This is a genomic window from Paenibacillus sp. FSL K6-0108 (assembly GCF_045040695.1).
In the GTDB taxonomy this organism is placed as follows: Bacteria; Bacillota; Bacilli; order Paenibacillales; family Paenibacillaceae; genus Paenibacillus; species Paenibacillus pabuli_B.
Window position 1 is genome coordinate 3,139,412 of sequence record NZ_CP150288.1, and the last position, 23,600, is coordinate 3,163,011.

The window sequence follows — 23,600 nt, forward strand, 5'->3', positions numbered from 1 at the left end:
AGTCGTCACATACGAATGGCAAACAACAAATGCATATTTCATCTCGTATAACCTCGCAGGCCGAAAGTGTACACAGGGCGAGGGTCTCTACAGGAAGCCTATACTTCCTAACTACGATGCCAGGGAATCATTGTATCCCTTGCTCGTAGTTAGGATTTTTTGCATTTGTTTGAAGTCTGTGACCTTGGCATGGATCAAACATGCGGACGCATTTTCGATCATCAGGAGGTTTATCTACATGAAATATTATCTGTCCGTTCTCGCAGGAGCGATGAGCTATGGCATATTATCCACAATTGTGGTTCTGGCTTACGGCGAAGGGTACAAACTCGGAGAGGTTGTGGGTACACAGCTGATTACGGGCTTCATCCTATCCTGGATGCTGGCATTATACTCGAAGTTTAGAATGAAACGGAAATCACAGGCAGATGGGAAACCATCAGCAGCTGTGGCAAAAGCTTTTCAGAAATTAACGTGGAAGCAGCGCTTGCTGTTAATGGCTGCAGGCACACCGACGGTCATTACTGGTCTTGTTTATTATCAGTCTTTGCGGTATATTCCCGCGTCACTAGCCATTATTCTTTTGTTCCAATTTACGTGGATCAGCGTATTGATTCAAGCCGTGAGCAAACGTCAGCGTCCTGACAAGGTAACATTCCTGACTTTGATTATCCTCTTTGGCGGAACATTGCTGGCAGCAGGTTTCCTGGAACAGGGACTCGGAGAGTTTAACGGCTTGGGCATAGCGCTTGGCTTGATGGCGGCTGTAAGTTACTCCTTGTTTGTACTGTTTAGTGGTAAAGCGGTTCCAACAGCACATCCGGCTTTTCGAAGTGCCTGGATGGTCACGGGAGGTCTCGTCCTGCTGTGCATCCTGTTCCCGCCGACGTTTCTGTTTAACGGCTTGATCTGGAGCCAGCTGCTTGTTTTCGGATTGTTGCTTGGCTTTTTCGGAGCATTTATCCCGCCAGTACTGTTTGCAATAGGTGTTCCTCATATTGGTGGCGACATGGCTGGAATACTTGGTGCGGTTGAGCTCCCAATTGCGGTGCTGCTCTCAGCCATCGTGCTCCACGAGCATGTGAGCCCACTGCAATGGATCGGGGTTATCGTGGTTCTGATTGGTGTAGCGCTGCCAGAGATTTATAAATTGCGGATGAGACGAAGTCGAAATACACCTCTATATTCCTGAGTGGGGAATAAGATAGAGTTATAAGGATCATAGCTATAACTGAAAGAGAAGGAGCCTGAATAACGCAGGCTCTTTTTTTATGAATACATTTGGCTAAGTGAAGTCCATTCAATATGGCCCATATGAGTCATTTTCATTTTTAACCGGATGGGGTATGCTGAAGAAGAGTTGCAATAGAATGGGAACATAGACAGAGGAGCGTTGAGATGAAAAGCTGGATCAAAAAAATGTGGCCTTGGCTAACGCTGGGTCTTGTTGTAGTTGTGCTGCTTGGATCTTTTATGGTGTATTTTATGGGCAAGGATATGTCCCCAGGCTCAGGAAGTGCTGTAACGGCCAAAGCCGAGACGCCGGAGGACTTGAAGGGATATGAAGTTATTGATGTTAATGTAAGCAACGATGGTTTTGAGCCTGATGTTATTAAAGTTAAAGCCGGGGTTCCAACCAAAATTAACTTTATCCTTACTCGTAAGGTTACGCATGTTAAATCAGTAGCGGCTGACAAGCTGGGCATGGATCTTTACATGCAAAAAGGAAACAACTACTATACTGTAGACAAGGATGTCCAACCTGGTGAATATGAAATTCACTGCGGTATGTACATGATTTACGGAACAATTAAGGTCATATAATGGACAGGAGCAAAGATTCTTCATTTGAATCTTTGCTCCTCTTTTGTGTGCATGATATCATGGACTAGTGATCAATTTCATCTGGAGGTGGCCAAATATGAAAGCGCTTTTTATTGGAGGAACAGGTACCATCAGTACAGCAATTACAGAACAGCTTGCCAAGCAAGACTGTGAACTTTATTTGATCAACCGGGGAAATCAAAATGACAATTTGCCTGCGCAAATCAAAGTGCTGCAAGCCGATATTAACGATGAAGCACGGGTTGCGGAGCTGATTGCCGACCTGGAGTTCGATGTTGTCGCAGACTTTATCGCATTTGTACCTTCACAGCTGGAAAGAGATTACCGTTTATTCAAAGACAAAACAAAACAGTTTATATTTATCAGTTCGGCATCTGCCTACCAGACGCCACTTGCTGATTATCGGATTACGGAAGGAACGCCATTATCCAATCCCTATTGGGAATATTCGCGCAACAAAATTGCATGTGAAGACTACTTGATGAAACAGTATCGTGAAGAAGGATTTCCGGTGACTATTGTGCGTCCAAGCCATACGTATAATGAACGTTCTGTACCTCTCGGTGTACATGGAGCAGCGGGAAGCTGGCAGGTCCTCAAGCGTATACGTGAAAATAAACCCGTACTCATTCATGGAGATGGCACATCTCTCTGGACCATAACGCATAACCGTGATTTTGCCAAAGGATTTATAGGCCTTATGGGCAATATTCATGCTATTGGTGAATCAGTACATATTACCTCGGACGAGTCAGTAACCTGGAATCAGATCTATGAGATTATTGCAGGAGTACTTGGCGTTAAACTTCATGCCGTTCATGTATCTTCCGAGTTTTTGGCGGCGTGCAGTGATCAGGATCTTCGAGGCGGTTTGCTGGGAGATAAGGCGAATACAGTTGTGTTTGATAACAGTAAATTAAAAAGGCTTGTTCCGGAGTTTGTGGCAACGATTAGGGCCGATCAAGGAATCCGGAGCACTATAGAATATATTCTTGCACATCCTGAATTGCAGACCGAAGATCCCGAGTTTGATGCCTGGTGTGACAAGGTGGTCGGAGCGTTGGATGAAGCATTGCTTAAAATTAGAGATGAGAAGTGAGGTGAGTATATGTCCCAAACAGAGCATCGTCTGATAAAAGAGATTACCAAAACCGTCACATTGGACTATTTGCTGCACATTCCCGAGATGGAGGAACCACCTGCTGTGGACCAGAAGTGGCCGGTCATTTTGTTTCTCCATGGTGCTGGGGAACGAGGCGATGATGTGAAAATGCTAAAAGCAAATGGGGTTCCGCTTATTGCCGATCAGGACAAGAGTTTCCCATTTATCGTCATTTCACCGCAGTGCCCGGTAGATGAATTCTGGGGCATGCATCGTGAAGCTGTTATGGCTCTTCTGGAACATGTATTGGAAAATGAAGCAGCTGACCCGCAACGGGTATATCTTACAGGTTTGAGTATGGGCGGATACGGCGCTTGGGATTTGCCTCTTTTTTACCCGAATACATTTGCAGCATTAGCTCCTGTATGTGGGGGAGCGGACCCTTCCAAAGCGGAAAAATTGCGTAATATACCCGTCTGGGCTTTTCATGGCGCCAAGGATGACATCGTTTACGTCTCTGAATCCGAGAAGATTGTTCATGCGCTTGAAGCGCTGAACGCAGATGTGAAGCTGACGATATACCCTGAAGGCGACCATGATGCTTGGACCGAAACGTATGACAACCCGGAGTTGTACAAGTGGTTTCTGAGTCATACGTTATAATCATTTTTTCGTGAATTGACAATACTCAGCATTCTTAAGTATTTACTTTCGTTATTTGAATCGTTATAATCAAGAAAAAATGACACTTGTTAGGGGAGGCACCCCAACAGAGGACTTTGTTCCTTTGTTGGGGTGCCTCCTTTTTTTGGTGTGCAGAAAAGGAGAGCAGACGTTGAAGAAATCGCGAAAATCTGTGAAAAAGCAAGCTGAGCAATTAACGAAAGTGGTATTGGCATTTGCCTTGCTGTCACCCCAAGCCTTGTTGGTTGAATGGGGTTCAACGGTAATTATGGCTGAAGCTGTAGAAACCATCAGTATTGTATCCGATACTTCCAGCATGAAGGCTGTTCAATCCTCCAAAGTAAAAGTGGAGATGAATAGTGATGGCAAATATAGAATTGTGTTGCTTCCAAATACAAACGTATTCTACGGTGGCGATACAGGGAATGTATCCACCATTATTGATCATAACGGAACGCCTGTTAACTTTAAGTCATTGCCCCTTAACTATTATCGAATCAATAACAACGTAATCGAAATGTCCAGACAGAAAGACAATGTAGAGTATATTTTGCGGGTGTCCATCGTTAACGCTACATCTCAGGGCGGTTATATGAAGGTGGAGTTGGAGGCAGTTAACCGGAGCGGCTCGACGCTGAATCTGGGAGGCACGTTCTATTGGGATACGATGGTGAATGGCAACGATGCTTCTCCGTTTGAAGTAATTGAGAACGGCTGGCGTAACTACAGTGGTGGCGTTCAGGTAACGGCTTTTTATGCCAATACGTACAATGTTGTGGACGCGGATCGCATTTTTATGGGGCAGTACAATAGCCCGGACAGTGCACAGCTGACAGGTGGTTCTTCTCCATCTTCATTTACGCCCGGGCAGACCGTTACCGCCACGGATACCGCTGCGCAGTTTTGGTGGAACGGCAAAGCAACCGACAACCAGGCTTCACGCAAATTTTCAACGATTGTAGGGATTGGTCCCAAAAATGCACCGCCTTCATTTGCACTATCAGCCCCCTCTTCGGGTCAGACCTATTATAAAGGAGAACAGCTTCAAATTTCCGGTACAACTAGGGATACGGATGTTGGAGATCTTCTGACCGTCAAATGGTCGATCGACGGTGGCTCTGAAAACATTTTGACACAGATGACGGCTACAGGTTCCAATCAGTCGTTTAACACGAATTACACATTGCCTGACTCGCTTGCAGATGGCGCACATACGTTGCAGGTATGGGTTATGGATGACAAGGGTGGGGTATCTTCGGCAGGTACGGTCAATTTCACGGTGAAAAGTTTTGTTGTTCCGGGAACACCGACATTTACAGCGGTTAACACTAATAATCTGACGGTGAACTGGGACAAGAAGGCGAATGATGCTTCTGTGACGTATGAACTGAAAAATGTAACGACGAATCAGACCTTTGATACAAGTACGTCAAATAGTCGACAGGTGACCGGGCTTACACCGAATACCCCGTATTCTTTTGCTGTGCGCGCCAAAAATTTGGTCGGTTCCTATACGGGATATTCAAGTCCATCTAGCAAATTTACACTGGCAAATACACCAGGCGATGCAGCTGTGAGCCAGTCAGGTAACTTGGTTACAGCTAGCTGGAACAGCAATGGCAATCCTGCGGGAACGAATTACAAAACGGAAATACGTAACTCAGTTGGACAAGTGCTTGCATCGGGTACAACTACATCAACTCGGACTGAACTTGCGTTAACTGGACTTGCAGACGGATTGTATGACGTATATGTCGCAGCACTGAATGGAGAAGGCGTACAGACTGGATTTATCTTTGCAGGTCAGATCACAAAGGACACAACCGGCCCCACCGCTCCCTCGATAGCAGTCAATCCTTCTTCTTGGACTAAGGAAGATGTACTTGTTACAATTACAGCAGGCACGGATGCCTTAAGCGGTGTACAGAAGACACAGTACAAGCAGGGGATTGGGGGAGAATGGAAGGAATATACGGCTCCCATTACAGTTGTTTCTGAAGGAAACACACTCATTATTGCACGAAGTATAGATGCGTTTGGCAATACTGGACAGGAGGCTTCTGTTACTGCGCGAGTGGACCGTACAGCTCCCACTCCTCCCGTCATCTCCTTAAATCCTCCGGAGTGGACCCATTCAGCAGTAACGGTGACGTTAACGGCAGGTACGGATGAAGCAAGCGGAGTGGGTCTTACGCAATATAGGCTTGGAGGTGAAGGGACTTGGGTCGATTATCGAGAGCCATTTACCATCAATACGGAAGGATTAACCGAGATTCAGGCGCGAAGTGTGGATCGGGCCTCTAACGTAAGTGCGTCAACTTCAGCCATTGCTCGAATTGACAAGACAGGGCCTGACGAACCGAAGATTACACTCAGTGACGATGAATGGACGAATCAGGATGTGTCCTTTGAAATAATCAGTGGTGAGGACACAGGCAGTGGACTTGCCAAGAGCCAATATCGCCTAAACGAACAAGGCCCCTGGATCGATTACACCGGAAAAGTGAAGGTGACCGAAGAAGGACAAACCACAGTATATGCTCGCTCGCTTGACCATATAGGAAATGTAAGCGTGGTAGCGAAAGCACTCATTCGACTGGATAAGACCGCTCCAACTGAGCCGATTATTACCTTAAGTCAGTCCGGCTGGAGCAAGGAAGCTGTACAATTTACGATTGCTGGCAGCGTTGATGAACATGCTGTTTCGTATGAATATAGTTTGAATGGCGCTCCGTATATTGCAGGAAACTCCGGCACAGTGAATACAAACGGTCCAAACGTAATTCGAGCAAGAGCGAGAGACGCTGTTGGAAACGTTAGCAAGGAGATCAATCGAACGGCTTATATCGATCAGGTTGCTCCAACAATTAAATTTACACCGAACGGAAGCGGCTGGAGCGACACAAATATATCTGCTACGGTTCAATATGCAGATTCCGATTCGGGCATTAATGAGAATTCGCGATTGTATAAAGTAACCAACAGTACCGCATCGCCAGACAACTGGAATGAAGCCCGTTCGAATGAGACAGAGATTTTAATCGAATCCGAAGGCATTTGGTATATCCATGCCAAAGCGATGGACATGGCAGGAAATACATATGAGACAGTATCCGCACCTTATCAGATCCAGCGCAAGCCGCAGCAACCGGGAAATGCAAGCATCACACAGATCAATGAGACTTCAGCAGAACTTACGTGGGATTTGCCGACAGGAGAATGGTATACCGACGGATATCAGTATGAAATTATAAACCAGATGACAGGCCAGTCGTGGACATTGGATTATCCTAAACATACGCTCATTGATCACTCTCTAAGTGGCGGTCAAGTCTATGATTATGAAGTAAGAGTTCGAAACCATACTGGCATCAGTGATGCAGTAACTGTCCGTGCACTGACAATCCCTGCGGCACCAGGTTCATTACAAGTTCGAAAAGTGGATTCCCGGCCTGAGCTGGCAGAAGTGCATTTCGATTCGGTTCAAGGCGCTACTGCGTATCGTATTACAGCTTCAAGTTCAGATGGGAATATTGTTTTTGACGAGACGATCTCCGATTCTTCCAATATTCCGTACATTACCAATCTGATCCCGGGGAGCATTCATACAATTTCAGTCACTGCTTTGAATGAGAGTGGTGCCGGAGAAAGCAGCAGGGCCGGATTCCTGACATTGCCTGCAGCTCCCGGTGAATTTGCGGCAGTGCAGATTCGGGAGCATGAGATCTCTCTCGCATGGGAGACGGTAACTTCAGCCACGTATTACAGCCTTTCGCGCAGTGGAGCAGGAGTCTACGAAGGATTGGAAGCGGAGTATTTGGACGCAGGTCTGGATAGTGGAACAGAGTATAGCTATGAATTGCTGGCAGCAAACGAGACAGGAGAAGGTCCGGTAACAAGCTTGCAGAAGCTGATGACATTGCCGGGGGCTATTGAGAGCTTGAGCATAGACCATGCTACAACAACGAGCCTGCGTCTAAGCTGGGATTCTGTAAGAGGAGCGGAGCGATACGAAATCTTTGTGGATGGGGAGAAGCGGGAGACGCTGCCTGCTGGAACCCATGAATATCTGCTAACGGGATTGACCGCGGGAACGTTGGTTCAAGTGGACGTTCAGGCAGGCAATGGAAGTGGACAAGGTCAATCTAATCGAGTATCTGGAATGACGCTTCCCGAGAGTCCTTCAGGTCTTCACTTTGTTCAGCCGACTGAAACAGGAGCAACACTCAGATGGGATGCAGTACCCGGGGCGTCGAAGTACCGGGTCGTTCTTGAGGGTCAAGTTTATGAGATGTCAGATACACAGCTTGAAGTCCATCAGTTATCTGGCAGTCGCCACTATACGTATCAGGTGGAAGCTGGAAATGCAGCCGGTTACGGTGCACCCACAAGCGGTGAACTGCTTACTTTGCCAACCAGACCTGAAGGACTCACAGTAACACGTACGAATGAAACGAGTATTGGAGTGGAATGGGAATCTGTAAATACAGCCGAATCCTATATTGTGAGTATCAATGGGACCGAAGTGGGTCGAACTTCTGGACTTGCCTATACGGCTGAAGAATTGTCACCAGGTATGGAGTATTTAGTGGAAGTACAGGGCGTGAACACGTCTGGAGTCGGTCAGTCCGCCAGCTTGATTCGATTATCCAAACCAGCATCGCCTTCAGAAATCGTAGTTGAACCAGGGGTACATAAAGCGAACTTGTCATGGGCTGCGGTAGCAGGTGCCTCGGAGTATGTAATTCAACAGGGGAACAAAGAGATTTACCGTGGAACAGAGCTGACAACTCTTATTTCAGGACTTGAGGATGGAACAATGCATCATTACACACTTCTTGCAGTGAACAGACAAGGGACCTCATCCGAAGCGACGGGTATATCCATACTGACATTGCCCGAGAAACCAGTGGAGATTAAGGCATTGGAAGTGTCGGAAAACAGTCTTAGTCTGGATTTCACCAAAACAGGGGTAAAAGGCGCAGACGAATACATCATAGAACGCAATGGGCGAGAGATTGTACGCATGGATGCGAGCGAAACCCGATTCGTAGATGAGAATTTGACACCAGGCACGAAATATACGTATAGAATCCGGGCGGTTAATGCAAGTGGTTCGGGTGCTTCCCTTACCTATGGAATAACAACTCAAACCCTGCCACTATCATCTGATGGGATTACAGTGATCAAGGGAACGCACGAGTCTGATCTGGCGTGGGAAGCAGTAAAGGGAGCCGCTGCATATGAAATACGCAATCAGACAACGGGGGAAGTACAGACTGTGTCCGAACCATCAATCCATCTCTCCAGTTTATTGGACGGCACAACGTATGCGTTTGAACTTACTGTCATAAATGAGGATGGTCACCGTTCTTCTCCTGTTCAGGTTCTTTTATTGACCAAACCCATATCCCCACAAACAGCAAGTATTGCTGCCGTAACCGATCAATCAGCAACGCTGGATCTGAGTGGCAGCGCCACACGAGGCGCAGAACAATTGATCATTTTGCGAGATGGTATTGAAATTGATCGTATTCCTGCTGACCGTATTTCTTATGAAGATAAGGACCTGACGCCAGGAGAAAGATACACCTATACAGTTAAAACGTCGAATGCTTCCGGTGATAGCGATACGGGATTTGATGTTCAATTGCGTACGCTGCCTGCAACAATAACGGAAACGCTGCATCCAGATGTGATTGAAGAGACGGAGGCAGTCATTAAGTGGGAAAAGGTTCAAGGAGCAGAGGGTTACATTGTAATGATAGCGAATGACGAATTCACAACCATTACAGAGAGTGAATTGACTGAGGTTACCCTTAATGGACTTACCAGTGCGGCTCAATATGATCAAGTACAGATCGTTCCTTATAATACGGCGGGTAATGGAAGTCCAATAATCGTTGCTCCATTTTTCACGCTGCCTCATGTCGATTCTGTTGAGATGAATCTATATCCGGAGACGGATCATGCCAGACTGGAGTGGGCTTTCCCTTATTTCAACGAAACGTTTGTGGTTCTAATGGATGGTCTCGAGCTGTACAGAGGCAAACAAAAAGAGTATATCGTAAATGAACTGCAGGGGGGAACGAACTATTCCATCGAACTGTATACTACGAACGAATGGGGAGATACATCTCATAAGCTAGAATATACGCTGTTGACCAAACCGGAAGCTCCCAAGGAAGTGGAATATCGTTCGACACAGGAGAGCATACAACTTCAGTTCAACAAGAGCCATGTCAAGGGGGCCGAGCAATTCATCATTGAACGTGACGGTGCGGAGATCGGCCGAGTGTCTGTTGACGAGCCTTACTATGAGGACCAGGGGCTTGAGTCTGGTGTAAATTATGTCTATACCATCAAAACCGTTAATGCTTCCGGTAAGAGTGAGGTCGGTTTCAATCTAACAGCAGTAACACTGCCTGGCAAGATTCCTTCACCACCTCAAGTGGAAGAACGCTCTCAGCATGGTGCAGACATTGTGTGGGAGATGATTCCTGGGGCAGCGGGATATCGCATCTATCGAGAAGACAAGCTGATTGCGACAACAATGGAAACGTCCATGCATTTGAGTGAATTGAAAAGTGCCCAGCGCTATTCCGACTTTTCTATTGTGCCTTTCAATGAGGCGGGAGACGGAGAGACAGTTAAAGTACCCGAGTTCGAGACTATGCCATCAGAAGAATTCACCTTTTCTGCAGTCGCCCAGAGCACAAGCAGTATTGCATTGAACTGGAAGCTGGAATCATTGAATGAAACGGTCGTGCTTTCCCACAGTGGGCGGGAGATTTATCGTGGAAAAGATCGAAGCTACATCTGGACAGGATTATCGGGTGGACAGCGTTATGATGTAATATTGTGGACTGAAAATTCTACGGGGGAAAAAAGCGAAAGCCGACAGGCCTCGGCTGTGACTATGCCGTATTCACTTCCAGGCGGAAGTGGAGCTGGCTCACCTGCACCTTCCTTCAAACCGGAAGATGTTCAGTCCGGAGTATCTCAGCCTGAGCAAAGTGACAAAGTAGAAGCTAAAGTCAAGAAAGAGGTCAAGTTCATAGATATTGGTCAAACATTCAATAAAGATCAGATTATATGGCTGGCAGAACAAAACATCATTCAAGGTGTGAGTGAAACACGTTTCGAACCCCGCCGTCCCATTACAAGAGCTGAATTCACAGCACTTATTGTAAGATTAATGGGTGTGGACACGTCTGCGAATTATCAGCATGCTTTTCGGGATGTGAACGCTCAGGATTGGTTTGCTCCTGAGATCGAAGCAGCCGTAAGCCGTGGTATGGTACATGGCATGGGGAATGGCAAATTTGCTCCACATGCGCTTGTAACCCGGGAACAGGCATCGAAGATTATTGCGAATGTTATTCGCAAAATTAAGCCGGAACCCGCAACTTCACGTCGTGCGTTTACGGATCAGATGGATGTGTCTGATTGGGCCAAAGAAGAGGTCGAAGAGCTTGCAGGAATGTACATGCTTACTGGGTATGAAGACGGCAGTTTCCGTCCCATGCAGCATCTGAGCAGATCCGAAGCGGCAGCCTTAATTTTTCGACTGAATAAACTGGTCCGCATTATAGAAGAAGGTAAAACTGCAGGCGACAATGGAACAAATATTGATGCTATAACTATGACATCAAAAGCGGAGTGAACGATTTGGATTAAACCGCATGTAAATTCATCATTTCATCATCGTCAGTAACGATTATCCTTTATTCAACTTTTAATGTTATAATAGGTTGCCAATATGATAAAAAAGGGTAATGGACAGTGGTGATGAATGATGAATAATAAATTTATCCGAATCTATGAAGATATTGCAGCTCGTATTCGGACTGGAGAAATTGAAGCAGGTACGCTGCTTCCTTCGGAACTTGATTTATCGGAAAGTTATCAAACGTCCAGAGAGACGATTCGCAAAGCGCTGAAAATGCTGTCTGAAGAAGGTTATATTCAGAAAATTCAAGGTAAAGGCTCCATTGTTCTGGATATACGTAAAATCGATTTTCCTATTTCGGGCCTTGTTAGTTTTAAGGAGCTCGCTAAAAAAATGGGACATCGGGCCAAAACGTATGTTAAGGTTTTTGAAGAAAAAAAGGTTGATCAAGCCTTGTTCAAGAAAATCAATTTTGGTCTGAATGAAAAGGTCTGGGAGATCAGACGTGTGCGCAAAGTGGATGGCGAACATGTCATTCTCGATAAGGACCATATAAGCCAGAAGCTTATTCCCGGTTTGAGCAAGGACATATGTAACGACTCCATCTTTGCGTACATTGAAGAAGAGCTGGGGCTGACTATTTCTTTTGCCAAAAAGGAAATTCTGGTGGAGGAGCCCACAGCTGAGGATCGGGAATTGCTCGATCTCGAAGGCTTCCACAATGTAGTTGTGGTTAGAAGTCAGGTTTACCTGGAGGATGCGAGTCAATTTCAGTTCACCGAGTCGAGGCACCGACCGGACAAGTTTAGGTTTGTGGATTTTGCCCGGCGCAGATGATATCCAGTTGATTGTCCACAGAACAAAGAGAGTACCTCATCACTTCCTATATAGTGAATGAGGTACTCTCTTTGCTGTGTAGTTCAAAATAAGTTCCTTATCATGGTAAAAATAACTTGACCAGTAAGCGTTTTCATTTTATTATATGTCCATAACCTTAACGATAAAGTAATTATATTTAAAAATATTCATTTAAATAAAGTTATTAATTTGTGTAAATAACCTTATGTTGTTTGTGGTTTTCATTTGATTTTAGTTAACTTATTGCCTTGAGCAGGGTTAATTGAAATAAACAAAAAAATGTAGGAGGTTCTAGCGAATGGTCAAGTTGCAAAAGTGTACAGTCTTTACCGTAATTGCTGCACTTATGTTGGTGATTCTGGCGAGTGCGGCACCCAAAGCATCTGCTGCTACAGGATTTTATGTAAACGGAGGCAAATTGTACGATTCCACTGGCAAGGCATTTGTTATGAGAGGTGTCAATCATGGACATTCGTGGTTTAAAAATGACCTGAACACGGCGATCCCCGCGATTGCCAAAACTGGTGCCAACACCGTACGGATTGTGCTCTCCAATGGCGTACAGTATACCAAAGACGATCTGAACTCTGTTAAAAACATCATCAATGTTGTAAGCGCAAACAAAATGATTACGGTGCTCGAAGTACATGATGCAACAGGTAAGGATGATCATAATTCGTTGGATGCAGCAGTGAACTACTGGATTAGCATCAAGGAAGCACTCATTGGCAAAGAGGATAGAGTAATCGTAAATATTGCGAATGAATGGTATGGAACTTGGAATGGGAGTGCGTGGGCTGACGGATACAAAAAAGCGATTCCAAAGCTGAGAAATGCCGGTATCAACAATACATTGATCGTGGATGCAGCGGGCTGGGGGCAGTACCCACAATCCATCGTGGATTATGGACAAAGTGTATTTGCAGCAGATACACAAAAAAATACGGTGTTCTCGATTCACATGTATGAATATGCCGGTAAAGACGCGGCAACCGTTAAATCCAACATGGAAAGCGTATTGAACAAAGGTCTTGCCCTGATCATCGGTGAATTCGGTGGTTACCACACGAACGGGGACGTCGATGAATATGCGATCATGAAATATGGTCAGGAAAAAGGGGTAGGCTGGCTCGCATGGTCATGGTATGGCAACAGCTCCGATTTGAACTATTTGGACTTGGCTACGGGCCCTAACGGAAGTTTGACATCCTTTGGAAACACAGTCGTCAACGACACTTATGGAATTAAAAATACATCAAAAAAAGCAGGGATCTACTAGGGTCATAAGGTCTAACTTTTCTAAAGAGATGCATCTAATCAATTAATGACATAAAGCTTGTTGTGACTAAAAAATCTCACCCAAACACTCTGACCATACGTCAGGGTGTTTTTTGAATGAAAAACACCAAAGCAACTTCCTTTTGAATTTTTCCGTTTGTATTTAAAAACTTTTGTTTTCAAAACAAAACAAAGATGTTAAACTCTGATTAGGAATAAAACAAACATTATCGGAGGGGAACAAATGGTACAGAGTTTATGGGATTCATCACAGGCTTCGGAGAAAACAACCGGTCTGGAGCAGCTGGTTTACCGATCCAATCTGATTGGGGCAGATCGCCGTGTATGTAACATTTTCGGAGGCAACACGTCTACCAAAACGACGGTGAAAGATTTTCGTGGCCGTGATATAGAAGTGATGTATGTAAAAGGCAGCGGATCGGACCTTGCGTCCATGCAGGCGAAGCATTTTACTGGCCTTGGACTTGAAGATATCCGTCCATTAATCGAACGTGAATCCATGTCGGATGAAGAGATGGTTGAATATCTGGGGCACTGCATGATCGATTCCAAACACCCGCGTGCGTCCATAGAGACATTGCTGCATGCTTTCCTTCCATATAAACACGTGGACCATACCCATCCGGATGCGATTATCAGTCTGTGTTGTGCAGATAACGGAAAAGAACTGGCAAAAGAAATTTACGGGGATCGATTTGTATGGGTTCCTTATGTGCGTCCAGGATTCACACTATCCAAGATGATTGCTGAAAGCGTATTCTCAAATCCGAATGCCGAGCTTGTTCTAATGGAGAAGCACGGACTTGTGACTTGGGGAGAAACATCGGAAGAATGTTACGCGCAGACGATCAAAATTATTAATGAAGCGGAAGCTTTCATTGAAGCACGTGTTGACGAAGGAAACCTGTTTGGTGGAGAGAAATATCCTGCATTTGAGGCAGAAGTTCGTCGTCAGATCGTATCCCAAGTAATGCCAACCATTCGGGGAGCGGTATCGGATAACAAAAAAATGATTTTGTCCTTTGACGATCAGGAGGATGTGCTTGCCTTTGTTGGTGGTACGAATTCACCAGAATTGTCACAGGTAGGTGCGGCATGCCCGGATCATTTGGTGCATACCAAAGTGGTACCTCTTTTCATCGATTGGACACCGGATGCGGAGGATATTGAAGGGCTGAAATCCAAACTGGTGGAAGGCGTGGCGGCCTACAAAGAACAATATCAACAATATTTTGAGAACAACAAAAATGATGGCGACGTGATGTTTGAAGCTGCACCTCGCGTCATACTTATCCCCGGTGTGGGCATGATCAACACAGGAAAAAGCTGGGCGCTGTCCCAAGTAAGCGGGGCATTGTATCATAGAGCCATTGCGGTGATGCGCGGTGCGACAAGTCTGGGTCAATTCGTATCCCTCAGCGCCAGTGAATCCTACAATGTAGAGTACTGGCCGCTTGAGCTGTACAAATTATCGCTGGCTCCGGCAGAGACTGAGTTTTCCCGCAAAGTGGCGTTTATTACCGGGGGTGCCGGTGGAATTGGAAGTGAAACGGCGCGCAGATTGGTATCCGAAGGGGCACATGTTGTTCTCGCGGACCTTAACCTTGAAGGAGCGCAGAAGGTAGCTCAGGAAATTAACGATCAATACGGAGCCAATCGTGCATATGCATTGAAGATGGATGTGACCGATGAAGAAGCCGTGCAAACAGCGTATGCCGAAGTTGCCGTACAATATGGCGGCGTGGACATTATCGTGAACAATGCAGGCCTGGCCACCTCCAGTCCATTTGACGAAACTTCCTTGAAGGAATGGAACCTGAACATGAATGTGTTGGGTACAGGGTATTTCCTAGTTGCGCGTGAGGCCTTCAAATTGATGAAACAGCAGGGAATTGGCGGTAGTATGGTATTTATTGGGTCTAAAAACTCGGTCTATGCGGGTAAAAGTGCCTCTGCTTACAGCTCTGCCAAAGCGCTGGAAGCTCATCTGGCCCGTTGTATCGCGGCGGAAGGTGGGGAATACGGCATTCGTGTAAATACGATTCTCCCGGATGCCATCCTGCAGGGTTCAGCAATCTGGAACGGTTCATGGAGAAATGAACGTGCAGCAGCCTATGGCATCGAACCGGATCAACTGGAAGAGTACTATCGTAAACGGACAACGCTGCTCGTCAATATTTATCCAAGAGATATTGCGGAAGGCATCGCCTTTTTTGCCTCTTCCAAATCGGAAAAAACAACCGGATGCATGATGACGATTGACGGTGGTGTGCCAGCAGCATTTACACGATAATAAGGAGGGTTCTCGCACATGGAAAATCAGGTCAAGCAAGCATATGAAGCAGCCAAATCATTATATGCCGAGCATGGAATTGATACGGATGAAGTGCTGAAGAAGCTCGCGGAGATCAAAGTGTCTGTTCACTGTTGGCAAGGGGACGATGTGAAAGGTTTTCTGAATAAAGACGGGGAACTTACGGGTGGAATATCCGTTACAGGTCAATATCCTGGTGCTGCAACGACACCCGCAGAGCTTCGGGCAGACCTGGAGCAAGCCTTTTCGATGATTCCTGGCAAACATAAGGTTAATTTGCATGCGATCTATGCGGACACGGACGAACAAGTGGAGCTGGATCGGATTGAGCCAAAGCATTATGAGAACTGGGTGAAATGGGCGAAAGAGCAGGGGCTCGGTCTGGATTTCAATCCAACCTGCTTTTCGCATGAAAAATCAAGTGACGGCTTCACGCTAAGTCATTCCGATCCGGCCATTCGCAAGTTCTGGATCGATCACTGCAAAGCGTCCCGCCGCATTGGTGCTTACTTTGGCGAGCAGCTGGGTCAGACCTGTGTAACTAATGTATGGGTACCGGACGGGTTCAAGGATAATCCGGTCGATCGCATGACTCCGCGAAAGCGGCTGAAGGATTCTCTCGATGAGGTATTTGCCGAGAAGCTTGATCCGAAGTATCATCTGGATGCGGTAGAGAGCAAGCTCTTTGGCCTTGGTTCCGAAGCATATGTCGTTGGTTCTCATGAATTCTATATGGGCTATGGACTGCAAAATGATACGTTAATCTGCCTCGATGCCGGACATTTTCATCCAACGGAAGTTATATCCAACAAACTGTCTTCATTAGCTCTGTTCACCAACGGCATTCTGCTGCATGTCAGCCGTCCAATGCGTTGGGACAGTGACCATGTTGTCATTATGGATGATGAGCTGCTGGAAATTGCGCGTGAATTGGTGCGTCATGATCTGCTTCCAATGACCCATATCGGACTAGATTTCTTTGATGCAAGCATCAACCGGGTTGCTGCTTGGGTGGTTGGTACACGCAACACCATTAAAGCATTGCTGCGTGCGATGCTGGAACCTGTGGATGCACTGAAATCAGCTGAGTTGGAAGGGGATTACACCCTTCGCCTTGCTTTGACGGAAGAGTTCAAGTCCTATCCTTTCGGGGCGATCTGGGATTATTATTGTGCCCAGCAGCAAGTACCTGTACGTGAACAGTGGATTGCTGAGATCAAAACGTATGAGCAGGAAGTTTTGCTTCAGCGGGATAAAAGCTTTGTGTAACCATTAAGTAAACGAAACTGGGAATTAATGCTCCATATAAGATTAGAGTCATTATACAGTCATCATCAATCATGCAGTCCACAGTGGAGAAGTTCTCCGCTGTGGCTTTTTGCATGGAAAAACAGTGAGTAATGCATAAGTGCAGTCATAAGTTCCATACTAAAAATACTTAAAAAAACGCAAAGCATCATCCCGTTATCAAAATCCATAATTAAAAAGTAGAGGGGGCTCCATCCGATTTGAATCTCGTCCATAACAAATTGTATGTCGCTGCACTTGGCGGCTTGAATGAAATAGGCAAGAATATGTACCTTATCCAGTATAATCAAGACATCATTGTCATTGACTGCGGTTCGAAGTTTCCGGATGAAACCCTGCCGGGCATTGATCTCATCATTCCGGATGTGACATATCTGCTGGAAAACCAGGACAAGGTAAGAGCCCTTGTGGTTACTCATGGACATGAAGACCATATTGGGGGCATTCCCTATTTGTTAAAACAAATCAATATTCCTGTGTATGCGTCCAGACTGACACGAGGATTGATTGAGCTGAAACTAAAAGAGCATGGGCTGCTGCGCAAAGCAGATCTGCATACGGTTGATTCCAAGTCCAGCATTACACTGGGTAGCATAGAGATCTCTTTTTTTGCAACTAGTCATAGCATACCGGATTGTCTCGGTATTTTCTTTCAGACACCTGGCGGGAATGTCGTTCATACCGGGGATTTCAAATTTGATATGTCTCCTGTTAATGGGCCGTATCCCGATCTGCACCGTATGGCCGAGATTGGCAAACAAGGTGTGCATGTGCTTTTGTCCGAGAGTACTAATGCAGAGAGACCAGGATTTACGCCTTCCGAGCGTATCGTTGGTGACCACATATTGGATGCGTTCATTCGTGCCAAACAAAAGGTATTTATTTCAACCTTTGCGTCCAACGTAAGCAGGGTTCAACAGATTGTAAATGCAGCGTTCGAGACAGGGCGCAAGCTGGCTCTTCTGGGCAGAAGCATGGTTAATGTGGTGTCTGTAGCCAGTGAATTGGGATATCTGAATGTACCTGAAGGGCTGCTCATTGAGGCCGTTGATTCGGACCAGTTTCCACCTGATGAGGTTGTTGTGCTCTGTACGGGAAGCCAGGGTGAAACGATGGCAGCATTATCCCGTTTGGCGGCCTCCAAACATCCTCATGTAAAGATCGCACCTGGAGATACCGTCATTATTGCAGCTGGAGCGATCCCAGGAAATGAACGCAATCTTGCGCATGTCATTGACAATCTGTATTTGCTCGGAGCACGTGTTATTTACGGTTCAAGCGGCGCAGCGGGCATGCATGTATCAGGACACGGCAGCCAGGAAGAACTCAAATTGATGCTGACCCTGATGAAGCCTGATTATCTGATTCCAGTTCACGGTGAGTTCCGCATGCTGTATCAACATAGACAACTGGCGGAATCCGTGGGGATCGAACGGGATCATGTATTCATCGTGAACAATGGGGATATGATTCAGTACAAAGATGGCGTGGCTTCTCTTGGTCCCAAAATTGCATCAGGCAACAGTCTGGTCGACGGTCTGCTCATGGGCGATGTCGGGAATATCGTGCTGCGTGATCGCCGGCAGCTGTCTTCCGATGGAATGTTGGTGATTGTGACCACGCTCAGCAAAACAGAGAAGCATATGGTGACAGCTCCCGAGATTATCTCCAGAGGTTTTGTTTTTGTGAAAGACTCCGAGGAATTTATGAAGGAGATTCATGAGCTGGTTCAGAACAAGATGCATGAGTTAACCGAAAGTGGAGCGAATCAGTGGAATGTCATCAAAAGAAAGCTGAAAGACGAGATCGGTCATTACATCTACGCCCAGACAAAACGAAGACCGATGATTCTGCCCATTATTATTGAGGTATGAAGAAAGGGCAGAAAACGGTTATCGTGTCCGGTCTGGAACCGAGATTCCTGCAAGGACATTAAGTTGATCAAAAGCCTGAGAAATGTAGCATCGTACAGCATTTGTATGACCTACATTTCAGTCAGGCTTTTATTATTGTTAATTAACCTATAGATCGTTCAGCAATCCCGATTGTCTCACAGAAGAGAGGAACTGGTTGAACTGTTCAATGTTTAATTGCTGAGCGCTGTCGGAGAGGGCTACCGCTGGATTTGGATGAACCTCAACCATAACACCATCCGCACCGGCTGCAAGAGCTGCTTTGGCACAAGGAGCAAGGATATCTTTGCGCCCGGTAGAGTGCGTGACATCCACAAGCACAGGCAGATGGGTTTCCTGTTTCAGAATCGGTACAGCAGAGATGTCCAGTGTGTTTCGTGTTGCTTTTTCATAGGTGCGAATGCCGCGTTCAATCAGCATGACCTGTTTGTTCCCCCGGGAGACGACGTATTCCGCAGCATGAACGAATTCATCAATAGTTGCCGCCAAACCGCGTTTCAGCAGGATCGGAATTTGAACATCCCCGGCGGCCTTGAGCAGCTCAAAGTTTTGCATGTTACGCGCACCGATCTGAATTACATCAATATATTGCGCAGCAAGCTCGATATGCCCTGGATGAACGATCTCACTAATGGTCTTCAGTCCGAACTCATCGGCCACTTCCTTCAGAATTTTCAATCCTTCGATTCCGAGTCCCTGGAAGTCATACGGAGAAGTACGAGGTTTAAAAGCTCCTCCGCGCATCACGGTAATGCCCGCTTCTTTCAGCGCTGCGGCGACCTCACGTACCTGCTCATAACTTTCAACCGAGCACGGTCCGGCAATCATGATTGGTTTGCCAGCGCCCACCTTGACGTTTCCGATGGAGACGACCGTATCTTCCTGCTGATTTTTACGGCTAACGAGCAGCTGTTTCTTGTGTTCGTCGACCTGAAGGTTCAGGGAAGCCTGGAAAATCTGTTTGAACAAAAGTTTGATGGCATCGTCCTGGAATGGCCCCGGATTGGCGGCAGTCAGTTCCTCCAGCATTTCTTTTTCGCGAACCGGATCAAACTTGGGTACACCCTGTTTTTCCTTGATTTGACCAATTTCCTGTGTAATTTGGGCTCGTTCTGACAACAAGTGGAGGAGGTTATGATTAATCTCACTCAATCGTCCTCTTAATTGTTCCAGGTTCATGCTTTGATCCATGCTGATCCACTCCTTCAATATAGATTGATGAAAACACAAAAAGGCCCTTCATCCGTAAGGGACGAAGAAGCCGTGGTACCACCCTAATTAGAAACGCTCCTGCTGTTAAATACAGCCGATCTGTTTCTCACTTTGACCTTTTAACGCAAGGAACGGATTGTCCTAGAAGCTGTACCTTACAGGAGCAGCTCTTCAGCAATCGGCTCGGGAGTGAACTTCGGCGGCATGTTCCTTTCGGGTGCTCTCAGTCTTTGGCACCGCGTCCCTGTAATGAACGATAACTCCGCTTACTCTTTCCGTCATAGCCTGTATGGATAATGATGTTCTGTTCCGTATTTCATGATGCACGTTATGAATTGAAGTTATACTAGCATCTCATGTTCCTTGTCTGCAAGAAGGCGAATTAATGCGATGCAACAATATCGCTTTACCGTGACGAATTATGTATCTGCTTCCAATGTTCTATGAGATTTACTGATAGCTCCATGGGAATAGTATTCGCAAGGGTTTACCATTCGAAGTATAATATAAGGTAATATAAGTGAATTTAAGCGAATGAGAATAAGAGGAGAAGTTATGAATAAAACGATTTCCGATATCGCTCAAATGGCAGGTGTGGCGAAGAGCACAGTCTCTCGTTTCCTGAATGGTGGTTCGGTTAGTGACGATACACGACAGAAAATTGAGCGCATTATTAAACAATACAATTACGTACCCAATACGTTTGCACAGAGTCTCAAAGCCAAAAAAACAAGCATTATTGGAACTGTTGTTCCTCGTCTGGATTCCTTTGCAACCTCCCAGACATTGATCGGCATCGATGAAGAATTAAGAAAAAATCAGTATCAGATGCTGATCGCAAATACGAGCCAGGATATGCAGCGGGAGATTGATGCCATATATGACTTTGCCAGACAGAAGGTATCCGGCATTATTCTGCTTGCCGCAGAAGTGACCGATGCACATCTCAAAGCTGTGGAAGACATCGGAATTCCGGTTCTATTGGTAGGGCAGCAGCATGAGCAGCTTCACAGTCTGGTACATAACGATGATCAGGCGGGGTATGAGATGGGGAAGCATGTTGTGGAGAAGGGCCATCGAAAAATGGTCTATATTGGCGTTACCGAGAGAGATCAGGCGGTGGGTATCCATCGCAAACAGGGGTTCAAACGTGCAATTGATGAATATGGCGGATGTGATGTGACCTATTATGAGACCAGCTTCAAAATGTCCGAAGCCATCGTTTCCGCAGAAGCGATTTTGAAAGAAAGCAAACCGACCATTATCGTGGGGGCCACAGATAACATCGCGCTGGGTGTGATGAAGATAGCTTTTTCCAACAAGGTACAAATCCCGCAGGATTTATCGGTTACTGGATTTGGCGGTTATGAAATTACCGAGATGATTCACCCTACACTAACGACAGTGAAATATCATTATTTTGAAGCGGGTCAAGTGGCGGCCGAGCACATTATTCGTCTGGTAAAAGGCGAGCCAGTGGAACAGTGCACAATCCTTGATGTGGAGATTATTCCACGAGAAAGCGTTGACAAGATATAAATGCATCCTTTATGATAATTCCATCGAACCGGTTCCACACTGAAAATCCAATACGGATTTGGGAACACCGGTGGCAGGCGTAAAAGTCGGTATGGAATTATTTTTTTGAGTGCGATGGAACCGGTTCCTTTCATTTTTTGGATTTTTAAATAAATTAAATTAAGAGTTACACGATCACGGAGAGGGCAGAAAAAATCTGTAGAAACGTAGTGTTCGCCTTTATCCCCGGATTTCACCCTTTAGAAAAGGGATCAAGGAAATCTGGGGATAACAGCGATCGAAAGATTGTTCTGCCATTGAAGTGACCAAGTGTAAAATTTCTTTCTCTAATTTATATTAGCTAGGATGGAGAACACTTTTTATGAAAATGACTAGAGAACAACGCTACAGACGAATCGAACAGGCAGAGCCTGAAGAAATAGGCAAGCTGGAGGCTTTGATCTCTGCTTGTCCGTGGAGACAGCATTACCATATCCAGCCGATCACCGGACTGCTTAACGATCCTAATGGATTCTCTTATTACCAGGGATATTATCATCTGTTTTATCAGTGGTTCCCACTCGGGACTGAGCATGGATTGAAGTATTGGTACCATACCCGTTCAACAGATCTGGTGCACTGGGAAGAAGTCGGAATCGGAATCCGGCCGGGGGACACCTATGATTCACACGGGGCTTATTCGGGCAGTGCTATTGAAAAAGATGGTCAACTGCATCTGCTATACACAGGCAATACAAGAGATGAGGACTGGATTAGACATCCGTATCAGTGTCTGGCGATTATGGATGAAAGCGGTTCAATAACCAAAGTGCATCAACCTGTAATCTCAGAAGTACCTTCTGGCTACACGGAACATTTCAGAGACCCCAAGGTTTGGCAGCAGGGTGACACGTATTATTGTGTGATTGGAGCCCAGCGTGTTGATGAAACGGGATGCACGGTATTATATCGCTCATCAGATCTCAGAAACTGGACGTTTCTTGGAGAGATTCATACTGAGCTACCTGACTTTGGCTACATGTGGGAGTGCCCCGATTATCTGGAGATGCAGGGTCAAGGTGTACTGATCTTTTCGCCACAAGGAATAGAGAGTCAGGAAGATGAGTATCAGAATATTTTTCAGTCGGGCTATCTGATTGGCGAACCACTGGATCTTCAGACAAGGCAATTCGAACATGGTTCATTTCATGAGATGGATCGGGGATTCGACTTTTATGCCCCACAGACGATGCAGGCGTCAGATGGAAGACGAATTTTGGTGGGCTGGATGGGACTTCCCGATTTGGAGTATCCGACAGATAAGAGTGGATGGGCACATTGCCTGACGATTCCGCGGCAGTTGTCACTCCGGGAGGGGAAGTTAATTCAGCAGCCAGTCTCTGAAATGGTGAAGCTGCGTGGGGATTCTGAGGGGAATCATATGGAATTCACAATGAATCATGAGACTCGATCTTTCGCAGACTTTGCTGGATTGGCTTATGAATTGGAATGTGAGATCCGTGATTTTGACGCAGAGGTTGTAGGCATTGAATTGCGGGCGAGTGCAGAAGAGAAGACCGTGTTGCAGTATGATCGGTTGGTACAGAAAGTAACCCTGGATCGCTCGCAGTCAGGCGCCACGCTCGCGGATCAGAACGGGAATGTACGGCGCTGCGCATTGAATGCAGACGTGCTGAAGTTCCATATCTTTGTGGATTCTTCTTCCGTTGAGATCTTTGTCAACGATGGAGAAGAGGTATTCACAAGCCGTATCTTCCCAAGTAAGGATAGTACGGAGATTCGCTTCTTTGCACTTGGAGGTAAGGCAGGATTTAAGGCATCAAAATGGGATTATGAGATATAACTTGAGAGGAA

Annotated in this window: 13 protein-coding genes and 1 riboswitch; of the genes, 12 read left to right on the forward strand and 1 reads right to left on the reverse strand. The window is 46.0% G+C overall.

Annotated elements, in window-relative coordinates; translation table 11 throughout:
* Nucleotides 1-23 precede the first annotated feature (23 nt).
* Nucleotides 24-134: riboswitch (purine riboswitch) on the forward strand.
* A 104-nt stretch (nt 135-238) separates the two neighbouring features.
* The 10 genes from MHB49_RS14530 (at nt 239) to MHB49_RS14575 (ending at nt 18,956) form a co-directional block, all read left to right on the forward strand.
* The gene (locus MHB49_RS14530) at nt 239-1,192 is read left to right on the forward strand and encodes a DMT family transporter (RefSeq protein WP_247902539.1); all 954 of its coding nucleotides are present in this window, start codon (nt 239-241) and stop codon (nt 1,190-1,192) included.
* 206 nt (nt 1,193-1,398) lie between these two features.
* A complete protein-coding gene (locus MHB49_RS14535) occupies nt 1,399-1,824 on the forward strand; it encodes a cupredoxin domain-containing protein (protein WP_405156597.1) in 426 nt (141 codons plus the stop codon).
* A gap of 97 nt (nt 1,825-1,921) precedes the next feature.
* Entirely contained in the window at nt 1,922-2,944 is a 1,023-nt protein-coding gene (locus MHB49_RS14540; RefSeq protein WP_405156598.1) for an SDR family oxidoreductase, read from the forward strand.
* 9 nt (nt 2,945-2,953) lie between these two features.
* Nucleotides 2,954-3,610, forward strand: coding sequence for a prolyl oligopeptidase family serine peptidase (locus MHB49_RS14545; RefSeq protein WP_405156599.1), 657 nt, complete (start codon nt 2,954-2,956; stop codon nt 3,608-3,610).
* A gap of 172 nt (nt 3,611-3,782) precedes the next feature.
* Nucleotides 3,783-11,297: a fibronectin type III domain-containing protein gene (locus MHB49_RS14550; protein ID WP_405156600.1), complete on the forward strand. Its 7,515-nt coding sequence runs from the start codon at nt 3,783-3,785 to the stop codon at nt 11,295-11,297.
* 132 nt (nt 11,298-11,429) lie between these two features.
* Complete coding sequence (gene treR / locus MHB49_RS14555; RefSeq protein ID WP_247903150.1) at nt 11,430-12,140, forward strand: trehalose operon repressor; 711 nt, start codon at nt 11,430-11,432, stop codon at nt 12,138-12,140.
* A gap of 367 nt (nt 12,141-12,507) precedes the next feature.
* The gene (locus MHB49_RS14560) at nt 12,508-13,440 is read left to right on the forward strand and encodes a glycoside hydrolase family 5 protein (RefSeq protein ID WP_405157139.1); all 933 of its coding nucleotides are present in this window, start codon (nt 12,508-12,510) and stop codon (nt 13,438-13,440) included.
* Between the two features lie 243 nt (nt 13,441-13,683).
* Nucleotides 13,684-15,753, forward strand: coding sequence for a bifunctional aldolase/short-chain dehydrogenase (locus MHB49_RS14565; protein WP_405156601.1), 2,070 nt, complete (start codon nt 13,684-13,686; stop codon nt 15,751-15,753).
* An 18-nt stretch (nt 15,754-15,771) separates the two neighbouring features.
* On the forward strand, nt 15,772-17,043 hold the full coding sequence (gene rhaA, locus MHB49_RS14570) for an L-rhamnose isomerase (RefSeq protein ID WP_405156602.1): 1,272 nt from the start codon (nt 15,772-15,774) through the stop codon (nt 17,041-17,043).
* Between the two features lie 239 nt (nt 17,044-17,282).
* Nucleotides 17,283-18,956 (forward strand): ribonuclease J, encoded by a 1,674-nt coding sequence (locus MHB49_RS14575; RefSeq protein ID WP_405156603.1) that lies wholly within the window; start codon nt 17,283-17,285, stop codon nt 18,954-18,956.
* Nucleotides 18,957-19,103: 147 nt separating this feature from the next.
* On the opposite strand, the gene MHB49_RS14580 is transcribed toward MHB49_RS14575, so the two are convergent.
* Entirely contained in the window at nt 19,104-20,186 is a 1,083-nt protein-coding gene (locus tag MHB49_RS14580) for a bifunctional 3-deoxy-7-phosphoheptulonate synthase/chorismate mutase (RefSeq protein WP_405156604.1), read from the reverse strand.
* 576 nt (nt 20,187-20,762) lie between these two features.
* Here MHB49_RS14580 and MHB49_RS14585 point away from each other — a divergent pair.
* Both MHB49_RS14585 and MHB49_RS14590 read left to right on the forward strand, forming a co-directional pair.
* Nucleotides 20,763-21,746, forward strand: coding sequence for a LacI family DNA-binding transcriptional regulator (locus MHB49_RS14585; protein WP_405156605.1), 984 nt, complete (start codon nt 20,763-20,765; stop codon nt 21,744-21,746).
* Nucleotides 21,747-22,107: 361 nt separating this feature from the next.
* Entirely contained in the window at nt 22,108-23,589 is a 1,482-nt protein-coding gene (locus tag MHB49_RS14590) for a glycoside hydrolase family 32 protein (protein WP_405156606.1), read from the forward strand.
* The last annotated feature ends 11 nt before the right edge of the window (nt 23,590-23,600 follow it).